Source organism: Pseudomonas sp. Irchel 3F3 (assembly GCF_900187545.1).
GTDB classification, from domain to species: domain Bacteria; phylum Pseudomonadota; class Gammaproteobacteria; order Pseudomonadales; family Pseudomonadaceae; genus Aquipseudomonas; species Aquipseudomonas fortuita.
The window spans coordinates 310,230-329,531 of sequence record NZ_FYDS01000007.1 but is presented as its reverse complement, the minus strand read 5'-3'; the positions used below and the strand labels follow the sequence as shown (position 1 = coordinate 329,531).

15 protein-coding genes are annotated in these 19,302 nt (G+C 57.8%); 5 read left to right on the top strand and 10 right to left on the bottom strand.

The window, feature by feature from the left end:
- Positions 1 to 25 precede the first annotated feature (25 nt).
- Entirely contained in the window at positions 26 to 538 is a 513-nt protein-coding gene (locus tag CKW35_RS17585; protein ID WP_080693987.1) for a helix-turn-helix domain-containing protein, read from the top strand.
- Positions 539 to 617: 79 nt separating this feature from the next.
- Here the strand turns inward: CKW35_RS17585 and hrpB (CKW35_RS17580) are convergent, their stop codons facing one another.
- The 6 genes from hrpB (CKW35_RS17580) to hrpB (CKW35_RS17555) all read right to left on the bottom strand — a co-directional run bounded on the left by hrpB (CKW35_RS17580) (position 618) and on the right by hrpB (CKW35_RS17555) (position 11,707).
- Positions 618 to 3,152: an ATP-dependent helicase HrpB gene (hrpB, locus tag CKW35_RS17580; protein WP_028698523.1), complete on the bottom strand. Its 2,535-nt coding sequence runs from the start codon at positions 3,150 to 3,152 to the stop codon at positions 618 to 620.
- A 131-nt stretch (positions 3,153 to 3,283) separates the two neighbouring features.
- Positions 3,284 to 3,697, bottom strand: coding sequence for a hypothetical protein (locus CKW35_RS17575; RefSeq protein WP_028698522.1), 414 nt, complete (start codon positions 3,695 to 3,697; stop codon positions 3,284 to 3,286).
- Position 3,698: 1 nt separating this feature from the next.
- Positions 3,699 to 5,750, bottom strand: coding sequence for an integrase (locus tag CKW35_RS17570; protein ID WP_028698521.1), 2,052 nt, complete (start codon positions 5,748 to 5,750; stop codon positions 3,699 to 3,701).
- Entirely contained in the window at positions 5,750 to 7,642 is a 1,893-nt protein-coding gene (locus CKW35_RS17565; protein WP_028698520.1) for a hypothetical protein, read from the bottom strand. The genes CKW35_RS17570 and CKW35_RS17565 overlap by 1 nt, the downstream gene beginning before the upstream one ends.
- Positions 7,632 to 9,125 (bottom strand): site-specific integrase, encoded by a 1,494-nt coding sequence (locus CKW35_RS17560; protein ID WP_028698519.1) that lies wholly within the window; start codon positions 9,123 to 9,125, stop codon positions 7,632 to 7,634. The genes CKW35_RS17565 and CKW35_RS17560 overlap by 11 nt, the downstream gene beginning before the upstream one ends.
- Positions 9,126 to 9,223: 98 nt before the next feature.
- Positions 9,224 to 11,707, bottom strand: a complete 2,484-nt coding sequence (gene hrpB, locus CKW35_RS17555) for an ATP-dependent helicase HrpB (RefSeq protein WP_095116501.1) — start codon at positions 11,705 to 11,707, stop codon at positions 9,224 to 9,226.
- Positions 11,708 to 11,824: 117 nt separating this feature from the next.
- Here hrpB (CKW35_RS17555) and CKW35_RS17550 point away from each other — a divergent pair, with 117 nt between their 5' ends.
- Both CKW35_RS17550 and CKW35_RS17545 read left to right on the top strand, forming a co-directional pair.
- Complete coding sequence (locus CKW35_RS17550; protein WP_016489328.1) at positions 11,825 to 12,244, top strand: hypothetical protein; 420 nt, start codon at positions 11,825 to 11,827, stop codon at positions 12,242 to 12,244.
- A 25-nt stretch (positions 12,245 to 12,269) separates the two neighbouring features.
- Positions 12,270 to 13,139 (top strand): cation diffusion facilitator family transporter, encoded by an 870-nt coding sequence (locus CKW35_RS17545; RefSeq protein ID WP_016489329.1) that lies wholly within the window; start codon positions 12,270 to 12,272, stop codon positions 13,137 to 13,139.
- 115 nt (positions 13,140 to 13,254) lie between these two features.
- Here the strand turns inward: CKW35_RS17545 and CKW35_RS17540 are convergent, their stop codons facing one another.
- Positions 13,255 to 14,091: a DUF6515 family protein gene (locus tag CKW35_RS17540; protein ID WP_016489330.1), complete on the bottom strand. Its 837-nt coding sequence runs from the start codon at positions 14,089 to 14,091 to the stop codon at positions 13,255 to 13,257.
- Between the two features lie 395 nt (positions 14,092 to 14,486).
- Here CKW35_RS17540 and CKW35_RS17535 point away from each other — a divergent pair, with 395 nt between their 5' ends.
- Positions 14,487 to 14,963, top strand: a complete 477-nt coding sequence (locus tag CKW35_RS17535; RefSeq protein ID WP_016489331.1) for an Lrp/AsnC family transcriptional regulator — start codon at positions 14,487 to 14,489, stop codon at positions 14,961 to 14,963.
- Between the two features lie 54 nt (positions 14,964 to 15,017).
- Positions 15,018 to 15,221 (top strand): DUF2788 domain-containing protein, encoded by a 204-nt coding sequence (locus tag CKW35_RS17530; protein ID WP_003249787.1) that lies wholly within the window; start codon positions 15,018 to 15,020, stop codon positions 15,219 to 15,221.
- 120 nt (positions 15,222 to 15,341) lie between these two features.
- Here the strand turns inward: CKW35_RS17530 and CKW35_RS17525 are convergent, their stop codons facing one another.
- The 3 genes from CKW35_RS17525 to CKW35_RS17515 form a co-directional block, all read right to left on the bottom strand.
- Positions 15,342 to 15,980 (bottom strand): pseudouridine synthase, encoded by a 639-nt coding sequence (locus CKW35_RS17525; RefSeq protein WP_095116499.1) that lies wholly within the window; start codon positions 15,978 to 15,980, stop codon positions 15,342 to 15,344.
- Positions 15,981 to 15,986: 6 nt separating this feature from the next.
- Positions 15,987 to 17,450, bottom strand: coding sequence for an AMP nucleosidase (amn, locus tag CKW35_RS17520; RefSeq protein ID WP_016489333.1), 1,464 nt, complete (start codon positions 17,448 to 17,450; stop codon positions 15,987 to 15,989).
- 185 nt (positions 17,451 to 17,635) lie between these two features.
- Positions 17,636 to 19,288, bottom strand: a complete 1,653-nt coding sequence (locus CKW35_RS17515) for an acyl-CoA dehydrogenase family protein (RefSeq protein WP_016489334.1) — start codon at positions 19,286 to 19,288, stop codon at positions 17,636 to 17,638.
- Positions 19,289 to 19,302 lie beyond the last annotated feature (14 nt).

Sequence of the window (19,302 nt, the reverse complement as noted above, 5' to 3'; positions counted from 1 at the left end):
GATGTAGAGTTTTCAGTGTGGCCTTATGCTTCCCTTTGCGGGAAGCTCTCCCATGCCAACGCGATACACTCTGGCAGCAGTCCTTCGCACCACGCGTGCCGCTCGTGGCCTATCCCAAGAACAGCTCGCCTCCACGGTGGAGCCTAGTCATTTGCACAAGATCGAGCACGCGAAATCCAATGTCAGCCTCGAGATGCTCGAAGACATCAGTAAGCGCTTGGACGTCGATTCGGTGGCACTCCTCGCCGCTGCCGCCTCCTACGAACGCCAGGAATCACTCGAAGAGTTTATGACCCACCTCTGGGCGGAGCTGGGCAAGCTGGGTGAGATGCGTGTGATGGAAAGCCTGCCTGCGCAATTCTCGGGTAAAGCATTGATCGCAGCGAAATCAGGTAAGCCGCCAATCCCACCAGACAGAATTCAAGCAATCCTCGACTGCAAGGCAGAGGGCCTCACTCAAAAAGAGACCTCAGTGAAGCTGGAAATGCCATATTCCACAGTCCACAAGTTCTGGCACATGCCAGTTGCAGATCAGTGACGTAAGATGGCGGAACGCTATAGGTCGACCGCCACTTCACGTATGCGACATTGAGACGTGGTCATGCCTCACATCTAGATCATGTCCCCCTAGGCTTAGCTCTTGCAGTTGCTTGTGCGACAAGGGGATCGTCAGGCCAGAAATGCTTGGGGTACCTACCCTTCAAATCCTTCTTCACCTCAACGTAAGTGGAAGCCCAGAAGTTCGCCAAGTCTTGAGTAACCTGAACCGGTCGGCGAGCAGGCGATAGCAAGTGCAGCTTGAGCACTTGGCGACCATTAGCAATGCGCGGCGTATCCGCTTGCCCGAAGAGTTCCTGTAGCCTCACGGCAAGTACAGGGGGACGCTCACCATAGTCCACACGGATGTTCGATCCCGAGGGTACTGCAATCGTCTGAGGCGCCTGTGTGTCTAACTGTTGCGGCAGAGGCCAGGGCAACAAGTTGCGAATGATGCTGGACAGATCGAGCTGGCCAAAATGACTGAGCCGGGTCACCTTTCCCACGTATGGCCCCAACCACTCCTCCAGCGACTGCAGCAATGTTTTATCACGTAAATCAGGCCACGCACTCTTACTACCAGCTTCCTCATCAAGCACGCGCAGCAATTCGACCCTCGCCTGCCACTGACGGAGCTCAGGTGTCCACGGCAGAAGCTCCAGCCCTTTTCGACGCACGTAGTTGAGCAACGCTTGAACTCGCGCTTCATCACCTAGGTTCGTTAGCGGCGCGCGGGACAGAACCAACTCCCCTACTTTCACTTGTCGCTCAGCGCGGAGTCCCCCCTCCCGCTCATCCCATTCAAGTTCATCTACTTGGCTGACCTGGTCTTTCAAGACAGTGTCGAACAACGCTTCGTCTAGGTCGGCAGCGAGGTATATACGTTCCTCACGCTGGCCTTGCCGGCTACCCAAGTCGGCAATCACCAGCCAAGAATGCTTCATCAGTGCATCGGTCTCGGTGAACATCGCTGCACGACCATTTGCCAATCGATATTCAGCTCCACCCGCACGACGCTGTTGAGCGACCCTGTCGGGATACGCCAACGCAAGAAGGCAGCCCACCCACCTCGGGTGGTCTGAATCAGCGACTGATTGCGATCCTGAGCCACGCAAGAATGACCGATACTGCCTGGCGAGTTGCTTCGCACGTTGAGCACCACCTTGCTCACCTCTTTGCGCACGTTGCTCACCAGATAGGATGGCCAAACGACTATGAAGGTCTGCTCCGCCACCACGCTGAATATCGCGCTCACCGAGCAATGCTGCGATGTTGCACGCTGTCTCAGTCAGTCCCAGCTCGTGACCTCGCAGCAGGAGATGAGCAATCCGTGGATGACTCGGCAGCTCGGCCATCGCTTGGCCGTGCTTAGTAAGTTGCCCATCTGGTTGCAAGGCGCAGAGCCGTCGAAGCAAATCGTTCGCTTGCGAGTAAGCAGCTGCAGGTGGGGCATCAAGCCACTTCAGGTCACTTGGATGAACGCCCCATTTAGCAAGCTGCAGGGCTAAACCTGTGAGATCCGCTTGTTGAATTTCGGGCGAACTGAAACCCGCCATTTGGTCGTGCTGGGTTTCAGACCAGAGTCGATAGCAGACACCCGGTTCCAGTCGACCGGCACGCCCTGCCCGTTGGGTGGCACTGGCCTTGGATATCCGCTGAGTATCCAGCCGGGTCATGCCACTGCGAGGATCAAAACGCGGAACACGCTCAAGGCCAGCGTCGATGACCACACGCACACCGTCGATGGTCACACTGGTCTCTGCGATATTCGTGGCCAGCACAACCTTGCGCATGCCTGGAGGGGCGGGATCGATTGCAGCTCGCTGATGATTAAGATCGAGCTCGCCGTGCAGCGGGCAAAGCAGCGTGTTTTTCTGCAGCGACGGTGAGGCATTGAGCCCTTCCTCAAGCCCTGACAACACGCGGCGAATTTCGGCCTGGCCGGGAAGGAAAACCAGAAGGCTGCCGGCCTGATCGGTGAGGGCGTCCAGGCATGCGCTGATGACCCGGGGCTCGATGTACTCACCCGGTTGCTGCGGCTTGCTCCAGATGGTGGTGACCGGGAACATTCGACCCTCGCTCGTCACGATCGGAGCGTCATTCAGCAGGCGCGACAACCTTTCACCTTCGAGCGTTGCCGACATCAGCAGCACCTTCAATGGAGCATCGTCCCGGAAAAGCTCGCGCCCATTGAGCGTCAGCGCCAAACCGAGATCGGCATCCAAGTTTCGAAGGTGGAATTCGTCGAAGATCACCAGGCCGACACCTTCGAGGGCAGGATCGCTCTGCAGGCGGCGCGTAAGAATCCCCTCAGTCACCACCTCGATACGGGTTTTCGGCCCGACCTTGCTATCGAGGCGAATCCGATAGCCCACCGTTTCGCCAACCTTCTCACCAAGCTCGCTGGCCATTCGCTCCGCAGCGGCGCGTGCGGCAAGACGACGTGGTTCGAGCATGATGATCGTTTGGCCCTGCAGCCAGGACTCCTCGAGCAAAGCGAGCGGGACTTTCGTCGTTTTACCTGCACCAGGTGGCGCCTGCAGCACCACCTCATTGCGTTCGCGAAGGGCTTTGAGAAGAGCTGGCAACGCAGCGTCAATTGGCAACGAACTCATGTGTACTCCTGCTTAATGCTCGGCAGTATACAAGCGTTCGATAGGAGACAGAGGGCAGGTGAAGTCGGTGAAAAAGGGCGACCTTGGAAAAGCTAAGGCGACCTTGCTAGGGGCGCCTCGCCTAGCCGGCGCTACTCTCGCTTCGGCATGGTCTTGACGTTGGATAGACGCTTCAACTGATCCTCCAAAAGCCTCACCCGCTCTACAAGCTGGATGTTGTGCGTCATCACTTGATACAACTGCTCCCGCACTACATCCAGCTCACTACGAGCCTTGACGACCTTATCGTTAGCGCGCTTTATCTGAAGAGTTTTTGAGGCAGCCAAGTTACCGAAGCTAGTGCGGAACGCCTCAATCTGAGCAATCAATGCCTGGTGACTGGGTCTCTTTCTCTTGAGGTAGCCTCTGTCGAAACCGGCCTCAAAGCTGACGATCCCAGCAGTGATCTTCGTGCCATCAAGTCCAACGTGAGCAGCAACGTGAGGCTTCCCAGCCTTAAGACGCTCAAATGCCTCTACGCAGGCTTTTACACCATCACTCGCCATCTCAGGCTACCTCCACTGCTGGAATGAGACGCTCCCTGAATTTTCTCATATTGCTCAGCTCATACTGTACAACTTGATACTCACCACTTCCGGGCTCATACAATTCGAGATCACGCTCGTTATCCTCGATAGCTTCGTCGAGTTTTTCCTTCTCGATAATGCCATCAGCGCAACTTAGACAGCTCACAGCCGCACCGAGTAGGAAGTGCTCACATTTGCCAGTTCGTGTGCATGCACCTAGCAAGGTCGGACGGTATGAGATCTTGCCATCGGCAGCCTGCCTCTCCGTTTCCTTTCGCATGTCAACTATATGCACATCACCGCTTTCTAATTTGCCACGTTGATTTGAAATATAGCTACCAACTCCACCAAACAGAGGAGCGTCATCTCCAAATGCATGTGCCAAAAGATCATATGCGATGTTCATTGGCACACCGGTCTGCACCTCAAAGAGAACGTGAGTCTTAGGAAGTACGTACTCACCCTTCTTCTCGTCATAGTATCCAAATATCGTTTTGAGAAGCTCAAAGTTATTGGCATAGTAACGTGTCATCTGAGTACACAAATGCTTGAACTGCTTCCTAAGGCTAGGCATGGATATGAAACCACTGCTGCTGCCATAGAATGCCAGTGACCTACGAAACTGATGGCTAGTGAAATTCCATGGGCTCCCTACCTGGAAAAATTTCTCATTTGAAAAATCACGACTGGGGTCGGTGAGCTGCAACTCTTCTAAATCAGATGGAGTTATAATAAACCCTTCCAGCAGGAAGTCCGGCTTCGAAACATCATTCCAAAACGGTACGCCGATTTCAGTTTGAGCACGATTAATGATGGCCGGATTTAAGAATAGCGGCATTGCTTTAGGGTCAACACCGTACAACTTGGAAATACCACGACATATGGCACGGGCCACCTCTACCGCGCGAACAGCTTCATCAGTGGCTAACCAAGATACTGTTTTACGATACCCGGTAAACTTAGTAGTGGTAGACAAAACCTTGACTATGATGGGCTTATCCCGTGCCAAGCCACCCTCATCGAGCGTAGCTGACACCACTTCGTCTTGATCGATACAATCGTAAGGCAATCGCAACACCTCCTGGTCTCTCATGCCTGTATACAAATGAATAACCGTCTTAGCTACCCACTGCATCTTCAAAACAGTTGATGACAAAACGCCTCTTCCTGAGCATGAGAAATCACCACTGAACAGAGACTCTATCTTATGAATCTTCAAAGTTTCTTCGAAGACTGGCTCATAAGATTTAGGGGCTTTGTTTCCATTGACCTTTTTTTGGTGATAATGAGTATACCCGTAACGAGGATTATCGAACTCGCCCAAGTACTGCTCAAGCGGCTCGCGATGATCATAAAGAACATCAAGAGACAGACCAAGTGCATTGATTACAGCAAGATAGATTTTGGTCGGAATCACAGGGTGCTGTTTAGCGTCTTCATCAATATCGAAATCGATATCAAATACCCCCTGTAACTTATAGCCAAGCCGATCCTCGCCCACGCTCACCAGATGGCCGAGAAGGGCTCGCATCAGCTTGCGCTGCGTGCTTCCAACCTCATTAACCTTCATCCAGCGAGCGTATGCCGTCAAGTAGGCAGGCGTGGTAAGAAGCTCTTGTAGGGAAATCACTCCCGCCAGTTCACCAGCACCCTTCTCATAGCAAAATCGCGCAGCGGTACGCAGTGTTAGAAAATACTGTGACAGCATACTTACGCTCATCCGACCAATATGGCCAGTGCTGACAAAAAAAAGCAAACAAAAAAGAATCCACTTGATCTCCTCGGTCAGTGAGTTTTGAGCTGTGCCACTTGTGCCAAACACGCCATCAAAGCGAATGGCCCAGATTTTGTTAGCTCTAAGCCGCATTGGATTGAAGTCCCAATAAGGCTTACCAAAGACAGCTGTCGGGTTTCCCTCAAGATCCCTACAAAGAACAAAGTCCGCCGAAGGCCTCCAGCTTTTGCCATGCGATTGCTGAATAACTTCTGCAACCTGTAACCCCTGATTCAATTCATCAAAAAAGTTTTTCATCAGATGTAGATCCCCATTTTCTCATAGCGTTGTAAGCGGCGCTCCCAGAAAGGAGTGAGGATACCCAGTTCAAAAACCTTCTTATTCATAACCCCTATCAAATCAGACGCACTCTTGGATCTTTTTGAAATCCCCTCCAAAATAAAACTAATACGGACGATTACGCCTTTTAAAACTTCTTCGGAGAATTCAAAATTCGGAGCATTTTCCCTAATGGCTTCGACTACATATTTGAAGCTCATCAGCTTATGGATATCAGCCTCATCAGAGTGCACCAAGTAATGTATACAGTACAAACATCCATACTGGCTATTGCAATCAGGTTCAATAGTAACCACGGGAATTTCTGCCACTGGATCATTCAAACCGTCACAGTGGCCTGCAGCAATAGGTATCCCTCCCACTTGGCTTTCAGAACTAAAGCGCTTGGCTGCTTCCAGCATTGAGGCCCAGAACCCTCCAAACTCTTCCTTCTGCTGTTTATCAGTTACTCCACTGTAAAACTGCGCATTCGTGCGCTCAGTATGGTTAAGCACTGCACTCACCAGCATTGGCGAATGACGCAGATGGTGCAGAGTCAAACTCTTAAACTTGCGGACAAGCCTAGGTGGAATATTCTTCGAACTATTACTAACAAAAACCCCTTGCAATTTGTTATAAAATTTCGTGGAGAAATTATTTTCGAGACTAGGGAAATCAGTGGACGGCAGCCCTCGACCATCAACTACATGAAAGAAAAGCAGTTCTGATGAGCGGCCGTTCAGGATCCAGCTACGAAACTCAAGATATTCGCGCAGAAGCTTCATGCCAGGCCCTCTGCCTATAGAGTAGTTAACTACTAACCCCTTCGCTCTCAATTTCACTGCTGACAGCTCTTTTTTCAAAGGAGAACGGACAACTTCAAGGGCGTCTTCGTAAAGAAACTGTATAACCTCACCAGAGTTGGCTCCGACCACTAAGTTTATAAGACACGCGTAAGCCTTCATGGCGAGGCCTGCCAGCCTTACCCTAAATTGATGATGGGAATCCGCATTTGCATCATCAATCACACGCTGAGCTCGCTTAAGAGTTTCGCGCAGGTCAGCTAGTCTAGCCTCAGGTTTAGCTATACTTAGCTCTTCGATAGTAAGGAGGCGGCCCTCTCGGTAATCGTACGCAGAATAACCATGTTCACCCTCTGTCAATGGAGTAATGAATTTACCGGTACCTGGAAAAAAATACGTATGATATTCGTTGGTATCGAATCTTAGAGGGAAGGCTTGAAAACCCACCAAGAACCTTGATACAGATAGCGCAATATTTAGTGTGATGTCTATGTATAGCTTTACGTCGTCTTCATCAGGCGGTTCCAGACCTTCACGACGATTTTTTATTGGTGGAGCACTTGCGATTATGTACCCATAGTCTTCCGGAAATTGCAACGCCAGAACTCTACGAAGAATAGTTTGACGGGCTTGGCAACTTAGTGGCTTCGCTTGGCCACTGGCGATTTCCTGATACAGATAGCTGGTGAACGCCATATATGCACGCTGAGCGCCTTCAGGCGTACACATTACATCACGGTAACCATACCCATCGCACCAATTTATTGCGTACTCAAAATTCTTTACGTCAGTCTCAATGCTATTCCCTTTAGTGCCTGACGACCACATTTTGTCAAGCCAGGCGATGACCATCTTCCGTCGACTAGGAATCAGCGAGCTCTCATCCACCCAATATCCAGCTCCCCGTATTTTTTCACGCACAGAATATACGAACACGCCGATATCTAAGGCCGAAACTCGATTTGACAGTGAAAGAGCTAAACTCTCAGGATGGAGAATCTCATGTTCTTGACCAACATAGGACAAATCAATAGCGTGGATTTTACGAGGCACACGATTAGCCGACATCAACATTATCCAAAATCAAGTCACTGTAACCAGACATTTTGAAAAGCACATTCTCGTAGCTTTCTTGAGCACTGATCTTCTCGGACGTCATCAAGAACAATTTAAGATAGTTCTCCGTCGTCTCACGCCTTTCATGATGAAGCCGAGCTTGAATAATTGTGATTTCTTCTCCGGGCTGAAGTGTACCGTCAGCTATCCGGGGAACTAGTCGTTGATAAATCTGATATGCATACGTCGCACGAAGCCAATGGTATGTAAATTCCGTGGAAAGCTCTTTATTCGCTTTTCTTAAAAGTTTTTTCTTCAATGTGTTCGCAACAGCACCTACTGGTCGTGACTTCGCGTACATGTACCTCGGATCCGTCGACGCCATGTAATAACAATTACACTGCTCAGACAAGAAAACATACATATCCTTATCATCAATTTTTTCAAGCCCTGGATGGTTTAGGGTAAACTCAGATTGGAATTTTTCACGCCTTTTTATAGCAAAGGGGCTTCGCAAATACGTCAGCAAGTCCTGAGCCAATTGCTGAGGGACATATAGGTTTTGAGCCTTACTAAATTTAGTGTCGATCCCAGTACCAGGGCCAGCCTTCAAAAGATAGGAGCCATCTGGCTGTAGCAACCCATTCGCTAGCGCTTCAACATGCCTCACTCTCAGCGTCAGCACGGTTTGTTTGCGCGCGCCTGTCATAAGCGCGAACAAGACGATCAGTCGCTCTTGAGCTGTCCAAGCGTCGCCTTCAATTACTTTCACAACATGCGCTAGCTCAACATTCGTTAAAGGCCGTAGAAGCTCACCTTCATCATTAACAAATCCAGCTGGCGTAGGGGCTTTCGGCGCTAATGCTCTGGTTTGGCTACGTTTTTCTACAGTTACCTTCTTTTGGAACCCGTGAGCCCCTTCAATATAGATACTTATTTGCTTAACTGTATCAACACGTTCTATATCTAGATCATGCCAAAATCTAGACACATACTTGTAGAACTGATAAACCACACCCGTATATTGATTGGCAACCGCCGCACCGCGATTTGGATTATCGAGCAGATATCTGTGGTATTTGTATGTTGGTCGCTGCGGAAGGCGTCGCCCAGAAAAGTCCAGCCAGTCGATACCATGGCTTTCACAAAACATCAAATAATCGAGAAGGCGACTTGCCTTTCTTCTCGCATCATCTGTTGGGCGATTCTGTGCATGCTTGTTCTGAATCAAACTAAGCAGGAAAGAATTTGCCTCTATCCACGGAGTGCCATCTTTATGAAAGATAAACGGCAGATTATATACAGCCCTAGTGAGCGCATCAGGAAGCGCCGCCTCATTTACTTGATAAGCAATGATACTTTCACTAATGCCATTAATAGTTACTGGCATTGAATTAGAAGGTTCATTACTAACGTGCAGTTCAGCAAAAACTTCGCTGACTTCGGGGATTATTACAATGCGGCCTTTGTGTGCCGGATTTTCAAACGCTGCCACCAAACCGCCCCACCCATTCTTCGAGTGTCAAGCCTGAATGTTATGCGTAAGAAAAACAAGATATCAGTCAATGTCAGAATGTTTCACGATAAACACTTTCATTTAACGAGACATGATAGCTTGGGGTACCGCCCTTTCAGGTCTTTCTTTACCTCGGCATAAGTGGTGCGCCAGAAATTGGCCAGGTCCTGGGTCACCTGCACGGGTCGGCGTGCCGGTGACAGCAGGTGCAACTTGACCTGCTGCCGGCCATTGGCAATGCGCGGGGTGTCGGCAAGGCCGAACAGTTCTTGCAGGCGCACGGCAAGAATCGGCGGGGTTTCGCTGTAGTCCAGGCGGATGTTCGAGCCGGACGGCACGGCCAGATGCGCGGGTGCCTGTTCGTCAAGGCGTTGCGGCAGCGGCCAGGGCAGCAGGTTGCGCAGTATCGACGGCAGGTCCAGCGCGCTGAAGTGGCTGAGGCGGGACACTTTGCCAAGGTAGGGCTGCAACCAGTCTTCCAGGCTGGCGAGCAGCGCCTCGTCACCCAGGTCGGGCCATTCGCTTTGCCCGCCCCTGTCCAGGTCCAGCTGGCGTAACAGTGCCACCCGTGCCTGCCACTGGCGCAGTTCCGGTGTCCATGTCAGCAGGTTCAGGCCTTTGCGTCGTACCAGGCCGAGCAGCGCTTTGGCGCGCGCTTCATCACCCAGGCCGGTCAGTGGTTCGCGGCTTAGTATGAGCTCACCCACTTTGGTTTGGCGTTCGGCACGCAGCACCTGCTCGCGCTCGTCCCAGTCGAGTAGATCGACGCGTTCTACCTGCTCGGCCAGCACATCATCGAGCAGCGCCGGGTCGAATGCTGCCGCAAGGTAGATACGCTCTTCGCGCTGGCCCTGGCGGCTGCCCAGGTCGGCGATCACCAGCCACGGGTGTTTCATCAACGCATCGACCTCACCGAACAAGGCTGCACGGCCGTTGGCCAGACGATACTCGGCGCCCCCTTCACGCCGCTGCTGCGCAACCCGGTCGGGATAGGCCAGCGCCAGCAGGGCCCCAAGCCAGCGCGGGTGATCAGGGTCAGCGACGGCGGCTTTGGCCTTGCCGCGCAACAGGCCACGGTACTGACGGGCAAGCTGCCGGGCGCGCTGCACGCCACCCTGGCCGCCTCGGCTGGCCTTGGTCTCGCCGCTGATCAACGCCAGCCGGCTGTGCAGGTCGGCACCGCCGCCACGCTGGATATCCCGCTCCCCGAGCAACGCCGCCACATCACAGGCCATGGCGGCCAAACCCAGGCCCTGACCACGCAGCAACAAATGGGCGATACGTGGGTGAGCCGGCAGCTCGGCCATGGCCTGGCCGTGATCGCTGAGGTTGTCGCGGCTGCCCGGTTTAAATGCCCCCAGGCGCGCCAGCAGGTCCTGAGCCTGGGAAAACGCTGCGCTGGGCGGTTGGTCGAGCCAGCGCAACTGATGAGGTGCGACGCCCCAACGCGCCAGTTGCAGGGCCAAACCAGCCAGGTCGGCCTGGAGGATTTCGGCGCTGCCATGGGCAGCCAACTGGTCATGCTGGGCCTCGGACCACAGCCGGTAGCACACGCCCGGCTCCAGCCGGCCGGCACGGCCGGCGCGCTGGGTGGCGCTGGCGCGGGAGATACGCTGGGTGTCCAGCCGGGTCATGCCACTGCCAGGATCGAACCGCGGCACCCGGGCCAGGCCGGCATCGATCACTACGCGCACGCCGTCGATGGTCAGGCTGGTCTCGGCGATATTGGTGGCCAGCACCACCTTGCGCAGGCCCTTGGGCGCCGGGTCGATGGCTGCGCGCTGGGCATTGAGGTCAAGTTCGCCATGCAGCGGGCACAGCAAAATCTCCGGCCGCTCGCCCAGTGCCTCCTGCAGGCTCTGGTGCACCCGGCGGATTTCGGCCTGGCCGGGCAAGAACACCAGCACGCTCCCCGTCTGCTCGGCCAAGGCCTGCAGCACGCTGTCCACGACCCGTGGCTCGATGAACTCGCCCGGCTGGAAAGGCCGCCCCCAGCGGATATCCACCGGGTGCATGCGGCCCTCGCTGCTGACCACCGGGGCTTCATCCAGCAGCCGTGACAGGCGCTCGCCCTCCAGGGTTGCGGACATCAGCATGATCTTCAGTGGCGGGTCGTCACGCAGCAACTCACGGCCATTGAGGCTCAGGGCAAGGGCCAGGTCGGCATCCAGGCTGCGCTCGTGAAATTCGTCGAAGATCAGCAGGCCCACACCTTCCAGCGCCGGGTCGGCTTGCAGGCGGCGGGTAAGAATGCCTTCGGTCACCACCTCGATACGGGTTTTCGGCCCGACCTTGCTGTCCAGGCGAATGCGATAACCCACCGTTTCACCGACCTGCTCGCCCAGTTCACTGGCCAGCCGTTCGGCCGCCGCCCGCGCCGCCAGGCGCCGGGGTTCGAGCATGAGAATGGTCTGCCCGGCCAGCCACGGCTCGTTCAGCAGCGCCAGCGGCACGCGGGTGGTCTTGCCGGCGCCGGGTGGCGCTTCGAGCACGGCTTCGTGACGGTTTTCCAGGGCTTGGCGCAAGGCAGGCAAGACGGCATCGATCGGTAATGAAATCATGGTGGTCCTCGAACAATCTGGCGAGTATAACGGCGAACCCAGCCTGCTCTATCATGGTCTTAAGCTTCAGGCGCAGGCGCTTCGCTTGCCCTGCTGAAAACCCTCTCGGAGATTTACATGCGCATCCCATCCCGCGTCATCGGCGGCGCTCTCATCGCCACCTTGCTGACCCAGCTGACGGCCTGCGGCACCATTTTCTACCCGGACCGGCGCGGCCAGATCGGCGGCAAGATCGACCCCGTGGTAGCCGCAATGGACGCCATCGGCATCCTGTTCTACGTGATCCCGGGGCTGATTGCCTTCGGCATCGACTTTGCCACCGGCGCCATCTACTACCCGGGTGGCCGCACCGCCCAGGTCGACCCGGCCAAGCTGCAAGAAGCGGTAAGCCCCGACGGCAAGGTCGACAACCTGAAGTTGCAGGCCATTCTCGAAAGCGAACTGGGCCAGCGCCTGCCGCTGAACGACCCACGGCTGATCCAGCACCGCGGCAGCGTCGAACAGCTGGCCAGCCTGGGCCTGGTGCCGGCAGCCTGAACCCCACACACGGACTTGACCACGGATGATCACCCCAGCCGAACACCAGCGCCTGCTACGCCTGGCCACCCGCGCCTCACTGGCGGTGGCCAGTATCCTGGTGCTGAGCAAGGCCCTGGCCTGGTGGCTGAGCGGCTCGGTCAGCCTGCTGGCCGGGTTGACCGACTCGGCACTGGATGCTGTCGCGTCGTTTATCAACCTGCTCGCCGTGCACTACGCCTTGCGCCCCGCCGACGACGACCACCGTTTTGGCCATGGCAAGGCCGAAGCCTTGGCCGGTATGGCGCAGGCGCTGTTCATCGGCGTCAGTGCGGTGCTGATTGGCGTGCAGGCGGCCGAACGCCTGCACACGCCGCAGCCTTTGGGCGACACCGGTGTCGGCATTGCAGTGATGCTGCTGTCACTGGTGCTGACGCTCGCCTTGCTGGCACTGCAGCACAAGGTCATTCGCCTGACCGGCTCCACCGCAGTACGGGCCGACTCCCTGCACTACCGCTCGGACCTGTTGCTGAACAGCAGCATTCTGCTGGCCCTGTTGCTGGCACGCTTTGGCTGGCCACAACTGGATGCACTGTTCGGCCTGGGCATTGCCTGCTACATCCTCTGGAGCGCATTGCAGATTGCCCGCGAAAGTACGTCGATACTGATGGACAAGGAACTGCCCGGCGATGTTGGCGAAGACATGAGCGCGTTGGTTCTGGCCATACCCGGCGTGAAAGGTGTGCATGACCTGCGCACGCGGGTGTCGGGTAATCAGTGGTTCGTGCAGTTGCATCTGGAGCTGCCGGGCCAGTTGCCGCTGCATGACGCGCATGGGTTGTGTGTGGAGGCGTCGCGGGTGATCCGCCAGCGTTATCCACAAGCGGATGTGATGGTGCACGCCGACCCGGTGTGAATCTGCAAATCGCCGGCAAGCCAGCTCCCACAGGCGTGACCGGCCTGAGGGCATGCGCAATACCTGTGGGAGCTGGCTTGCCGGCGACAGGGCCGGGACCGACAGCACAACTGGCTTAGTTGATGCTGTAACCCCGGCCACTGAAGCAGGCACCCAGCGCCCGGCGATAGGTGTCGAGCACATTGGCCGCCGGTGCGTAAGTCGCCGTCGCCGGGTCGAATCCCGACTGGCTCACCGCCCAGCGATGGCACTGGTAGCGGTCCTGCTCCTGCTGCTGTTGCCCCTGCCCGTTCATCGGGTAAGCCACCACGTCGTACCCGCCGTTGGCCGGTGACACCGGTACGGGTGCCGGCGCGACGGAGGGCGGGTTGACCACCACATACTCCTGGCTGTCAGCCAGATACTGGTAATAGGTGTCCGCCACCAGGAAGAACAGCGCACCACCCAGCCATACCTCCTGCGCATACGGCGGCAGGTAATTGATCCGCACGCCGTAAGGCGGCGTCACCACGATGTAACTGCCGCCATGCGGGCGATACCAGTAGCCACCGGAGTAGAAGTAGTCAGCACCACGGTAGGGCACTTTCCAGTAGCGGTCGGGGAAATGATCCACCGTGTGCCCCGGGCGATACTGCGGCCCAGGCCCCCAGCCGTTGCCATGGCCATCCGGGCGCCCCTGCCAATCACCACCCGGGCGTTGCCCAGGGCCGCCGGCTTCCCATTGACGGTTATCGCCATGGCGCCGGGGAATGTCCTGGTAGTAGCCCTGCCTTGGCGGCTGGGTCTGGCGCACTTCGTCGCGTGAGTTCAGCGAGCGGCCGGGCATACCATCTGCTTGCCCTTGCTGGCCTCGTTCGCCATGCCCCTCACCCGGCCCTTCGGCCAAAGCCCCCAGGCTGATGCTCAAACCCAGCAAACCAACACCTGCCAACTGCCAGATGCGCGACTTCATGGTGTTCCTCTCGGTAGAAAATGCTGCAATCACAGCCAGTCTACCGTGACGGCCACCCAGGCCAATTAAATTTCCAGACAGAAAAAAGGGAGGCCGCAGGGCCTCCCTTCTGAAATTGTCGTCCGTGCTCGGCACTTGTGGCGCCGGCTCACCTCACACCGTCTTCTGAAGGGTGTGTAGCCCGGGGGCCTGGCGCATCCTGTTGGATGGCTGGCCGCGACCGCCCGCCTAGAGCGCGTCGCCGTGGACTGATGTCCGGGCAGTGATTCTGTTGATAAAGATACCGGAGAGGTTGCGGCAGAGGATTGCGAAGATTGCTCAGATAAATAGCACTTGCGCAATTTTTCACCCTGGATTGATAATTCGCCGCAATACGTACAGAAAAGGCAAATGCCATGAGCAAACTTGACCGCTACGACCTGAGCATCCTCGCCGAATTGCAGCGCGATGCGCGCATTTCCAACCAGGAACTGGCCGAACGCATCGGCCTGTCGCCGTCGCCATGCTCGCGTCGGGTCAAGCAACTGGAGGACGACGGCTACATCTCGCGCCAGGTGGCCCTGCTCGACCGCAAGAAGCTGGGCCTGAGCCTGACCGCCTACGTGCTGATCGGCATGGACCGCCACACCCCGGAGCGCTTCGAAACCTTCGAGGCGGCCATCCGTGTCCTGCCGCAGGTGCTTGAATGCAGCCTGGTCACCGGGATGGATGCCGACTACCAGCTCAAAGTGGTGGTGCCAGACATGGACCATTACCAAAAACTGCTTCTAGGCAGCCTGACCCGCATCGAGGGCGTCACCAGCGTGCGTTCGAGCTTTGTGCTCAACCAGGTGTTGGCCAGCACCGAGCTGCCATTGACCCACCTGCGTTAAATACCCACGGTAGCCCGCGTATAATCAGCTGCTCAGCCTGCCTGGAGAACACAGATGGATCCCGCCGTATTCGAAGAGTGGATGATGATCATCCTGGTCACCGTATTGATCGGTTTCATGGGCTTCATCGTCTGGGACCTGGCGAAAAAGTCCAAGGCCGGCAAGTTCGGGACGTTGATCCTGTTCTTCGTGCTGGGGCTGGGGGTGCTGGCCTTTATCATCAAGAGCGTGGTGGTGGGGTTTCTCGAAGGGGTGTAAGGCTGCTTTGCGCTCCTTTCGCGACGCGAGCCCGCTCCAACAGGGAATACACATGCCTGAGGCTGGCCCTGTACCTGTCACAGCGGCCTTGTGTCGCGATGGGCCGCAAAGCGGCCCCCCTTATCGCTGTAGCTTCGGAACTACTTCGCGCCAGCAACCCTGCTCCAGCCCATCCAGCGCCCAATCCCCGATCCGCACCCGCACCAGGCGCAAGGTCGGTAGCCCAACCGCCGCCGTCATCCGCCGTACCTGCCGGTTACGCCCCTCCCGGATCACCAGTTCCAGCCAGCTGGTCGGCACGCTCTTGCGAAAGCGCACCGGGGGGTTGCGTGGCCACAGTTCGGGTTCCTCCAGGCGCCGTGCCTCGGCCGGCAAGGTCGGCCCATCGTTCAGCTCCACGCCATTACGCAAACGCTGCAACTGCTCGTCGCTCGGTTCCCCCTCCACCTGCACCCAGTAAGTCTTGGCCAGCTTGTGCCTGGGGTCGGCAATACGCGCCTGCAGCCCGCCATCGTTGGTCAGCAACAGCAAGCCTTCACTGTCACGGTCCAGCCGGCCGGCCGGGTACACGCCTGCGATGTCGATGAAGTCCTTGAGGGTCGCGCGCCCTTCGCCGTCGCTGAACTGGGTCAGCACGTCGAACGGTTTGTTGAACAGGATCAGGCGCGGCTCGACCGGTGGCGCCTTGGGCTGGCGACGCGGGCCGGCGGCAGGCCGCGCCTGGGGACGGCGCGGCTTGTTACGGGGTGGCAGTGACATGGATCCTCAGCGGAACGGCGGCTCATCGAAGCTGCGCAGTTTACGCGAGTGCAGCGAGTTGAGCTCGGTGCGCAACAGGTCGAGGGCCGCAATGCCGATCTTCAGGTGCTGGCTGACCGCCCGGTTGTAGAAGGCGTTGGCCGAACCTGGCAGCTTTATCTCGCTGTGCAGCGGCTTGTCGGACACACACAGCAAGGTGCCGTACGGCACGCGCAATCGATAACCCTGGGCGGCAATGGTGCCGCTTTCCATGTCCACCGCCACAGCGCGCGACAAGTTGATGAGCGGACGCTCCTGCGCCCAGCGCAGCTCCCAGTTACGGTCGTCGTAAGTCAGCACGGTACCGGTGCGCAGGCGCTTTTTCAGCTGTTCGCCACGCTCACCGGTGACCTGCGCGGCAGCCTCCTGCAAGGCCATCTGCACCTCGGCCAGGGCGGGAATCGGGATGTTCGGCGGCACTACCCGGTCAAGAATGCCGTCACGGCGCATATAGGCGTGGGCCAGCACGTAGTCGCCAATGGTTTGCGACTGCCGCAAACCGCCGCAGTGGCCGATCATCAGCCAGCAGTGCGGGCGCAGCACGGCCAAGTGGTCGGTGATGTTCTTGGCGTTGGATGGGCCGACACCAATGTTGACCAAGGTCACGCCGTCGCCATCGGCGGCGATCAGGTGGTAGGCCGGCATCTGGTAGCGGTGCCAGATCACGCTGGCGACCAGGGCCTGGGTTTCACCATGGTCCATGGCTTTTTCGATGATCACGTTGCCCGGCAGCACCATGCGCACGAAGCGCGGGTCGTCGCGAAGTTGCTCAAGACCGTGGCTGATGAACTGGTCGACATAACGGTGGTAGTTGGTCAGCAGGATCCACGGCTGCACATGGCGCCAGTCACTGCCGGTGTAGTGCACCAGGCGGCGCAGCGAAAAGTCGACGCGCGCGGCGTCGAACAGCGCCAGTGGGAAAATTTCGGCACGGTCCCAGTCGTAAAGGCCATCGGCGATGTTGTCGGTGGCGGCCGACAGGTCGGTGCTGGGGAATACCCGTGCCAGCTGCGCGGCGGTAATACCGCTGCCGGCCAGTTCGTCACCCTGGTCAACCACATAAGGGTAGGGAATGTTCTGCTCGCTGATGCCCACTTCTACCGTGACGGTGTAGTCGTGCATCAGTGGGCGCAGTTGCTCCAGCAGGTAGCCGCGAAACGCGGCGGGCTGGGTGACGGTGACGCTGTAAGTGCCGGCCACCTGGACCTTGGCATAGGCCCGCGTGGTGGCGGCAACCTCACCGTGGCTGTAGTAGGTCAGGCGCAGTGCCGGGTAACGGAACAGGTCGCGCTCGTCGGCGCCCGGCTCGGTACGGTCCTTCAGGTATCGCTTGAGGGCCTGGCTAAGGGCCCCCGTGGCCTGTTCATGCAGGGCCGCCAGACGGTCGACGGCCTGTTCGGGGGTATCAACGACTACAAAAGCGTGGCTCACACTGTGCTTCCTGTCTGGACATGCATGTGGGCCATCTTGCCTGCGTTTCGTGGCAATTACATCCCCGGCGGTCAGTACCGGCCTCATCGCCGGCAAGCCAGCTGCCACAAGTACTCCACCGGCATCGAACCTTGTGCATGACCTGTGGCAGCTGGCTTGCCGGCGGTGAGCCCTTCAAAGCCAGCTCAACTCGGCCAGGCAGGTGTTGCCCTGCTCACCAGTGCCTGCACATCGGCACCCCGAGGCAGCGCCCCATACACCCGTCCACCACCCGTCAGCCGGCTACCGATGAACGCGTCACTGACCACCGCATTGCCCGCCTCCAGCAACAGTTTGGCCTGAAGCGCCAGGGCGATATCCTCGGTCAGCTGCCGCGCGCGGTACTGTATGTCGCCGGTGTCGACAAATGCCCCCTTGAGGTTGCCGATATGCGCCGCCAGGCGCGGATCCCCATGCCCATCGCCCAATTCGGTGAACAGCGCATCGAGCACGCCCGGCTCTTTGGACAAGGCCCGCAGCACATCCAGGCACTGTACGTTGCCAGAGCCTTCCCAGGTCGAATTGACCGGCGCCTCGCGGTACAGTCGCGGCAGGATGCTGTCTTCGACATAACCCGCACCGCCCAGGCATTCGGCGGCCTCGTTGATCATGGCCGGCGCGCGCTTGCAGATCCAGTACTTGCCCACCGCCGTGACCAACCGGGCGAAATGCGCCTGCTGCGGGTCGTCCAGTTGCTCCAGCGCTTGCCCCATGCGCAGGCTCAGGGCCAGTGCAGCCTCGCTCTCCAGGGCCAGGTCGGCCAACACGTTCTGCATCAGCGGCTGCTCGTTCAACACCCGCCCGCCGACCTTGCGGTACGCACAGTGGTGGGTCGCCTGGGTCAGCGCCTGACGCATCAGGGCGCTGGAGCCCACCATGCAGTCGAAACGGGTCATGGCGACCATCTCGATGATGGTCGGCACACCCCGCCCTTCTTCACCAATCATCCACGCCAGCGCACCACGGAACTCCACTTCGCTGGAGGCGTTGGAGCTGTTGCCCAGCTTGTTCTTCAGGCGCTGGATATAGAACTGGTTGCGATTGTCGTCCGGGCGGTGGCGCGGCAGCAGGAAGCAGCTCAGGCCTTTTTCGGTTTGCGCCAGCGTCAGGAATGCATCACACATCGGCGCCGAGCAGAACCACTTGTGCCCGACCAGCTCGTACGGCTGCCCCGGGCCAGGTGCGCCCACCGGATACGCCCGCGTGGTATTGGCGCGCACATCGGTGCCGCCCTGCTTCTCGGTCATGGCCATGCCCAGGGTGACCCCGGCCTTGTGCCGGTCGCCGACGTTGCGCGGGTCATATTCGCAGGCCAGGATTTTCGGCAGCCAGTACTCGGCCAGTTCGGGCTGAAGGCGTAGCGCCGGCACGGCGGCGAAGGTCATGGTCAGCGGGCAGCCGGTACCGGCTTCGGCCTGGCTGTGCAGGTAGGTCATCGAAGCCCGTGCCACATGGGCGCCAGCGCGGGGTTCGGCCCAAGGCAAGGAAGGCAGACCGTGCTCGACGGCGGTGCGCATCAGCTGGTGGTAGGCCGGGTGGAACTCGACCAGGTCGATGCGATGGCCGTAGCGGTCGTGGCTGATGAACTCCGGCTTGTGCGCGTTGGCCAGGAAACCTGCCTGCATCAGCGGCCCCCCCGCCAGGGCGCCATAGGCATCGATCCGCGACTCGGCCCAGCCCGCGCCGAAACGCCGTGACCACTCCTGCAATGGCAGGTCGAGGCGGTACAGGTTGGCGCCGTCGAGGGACGGTGGCTGGTTGGTGACTTCGTGGGTTTCAGCGTACTGGTGCAGGTTCATCGGGGGGCTCCTGG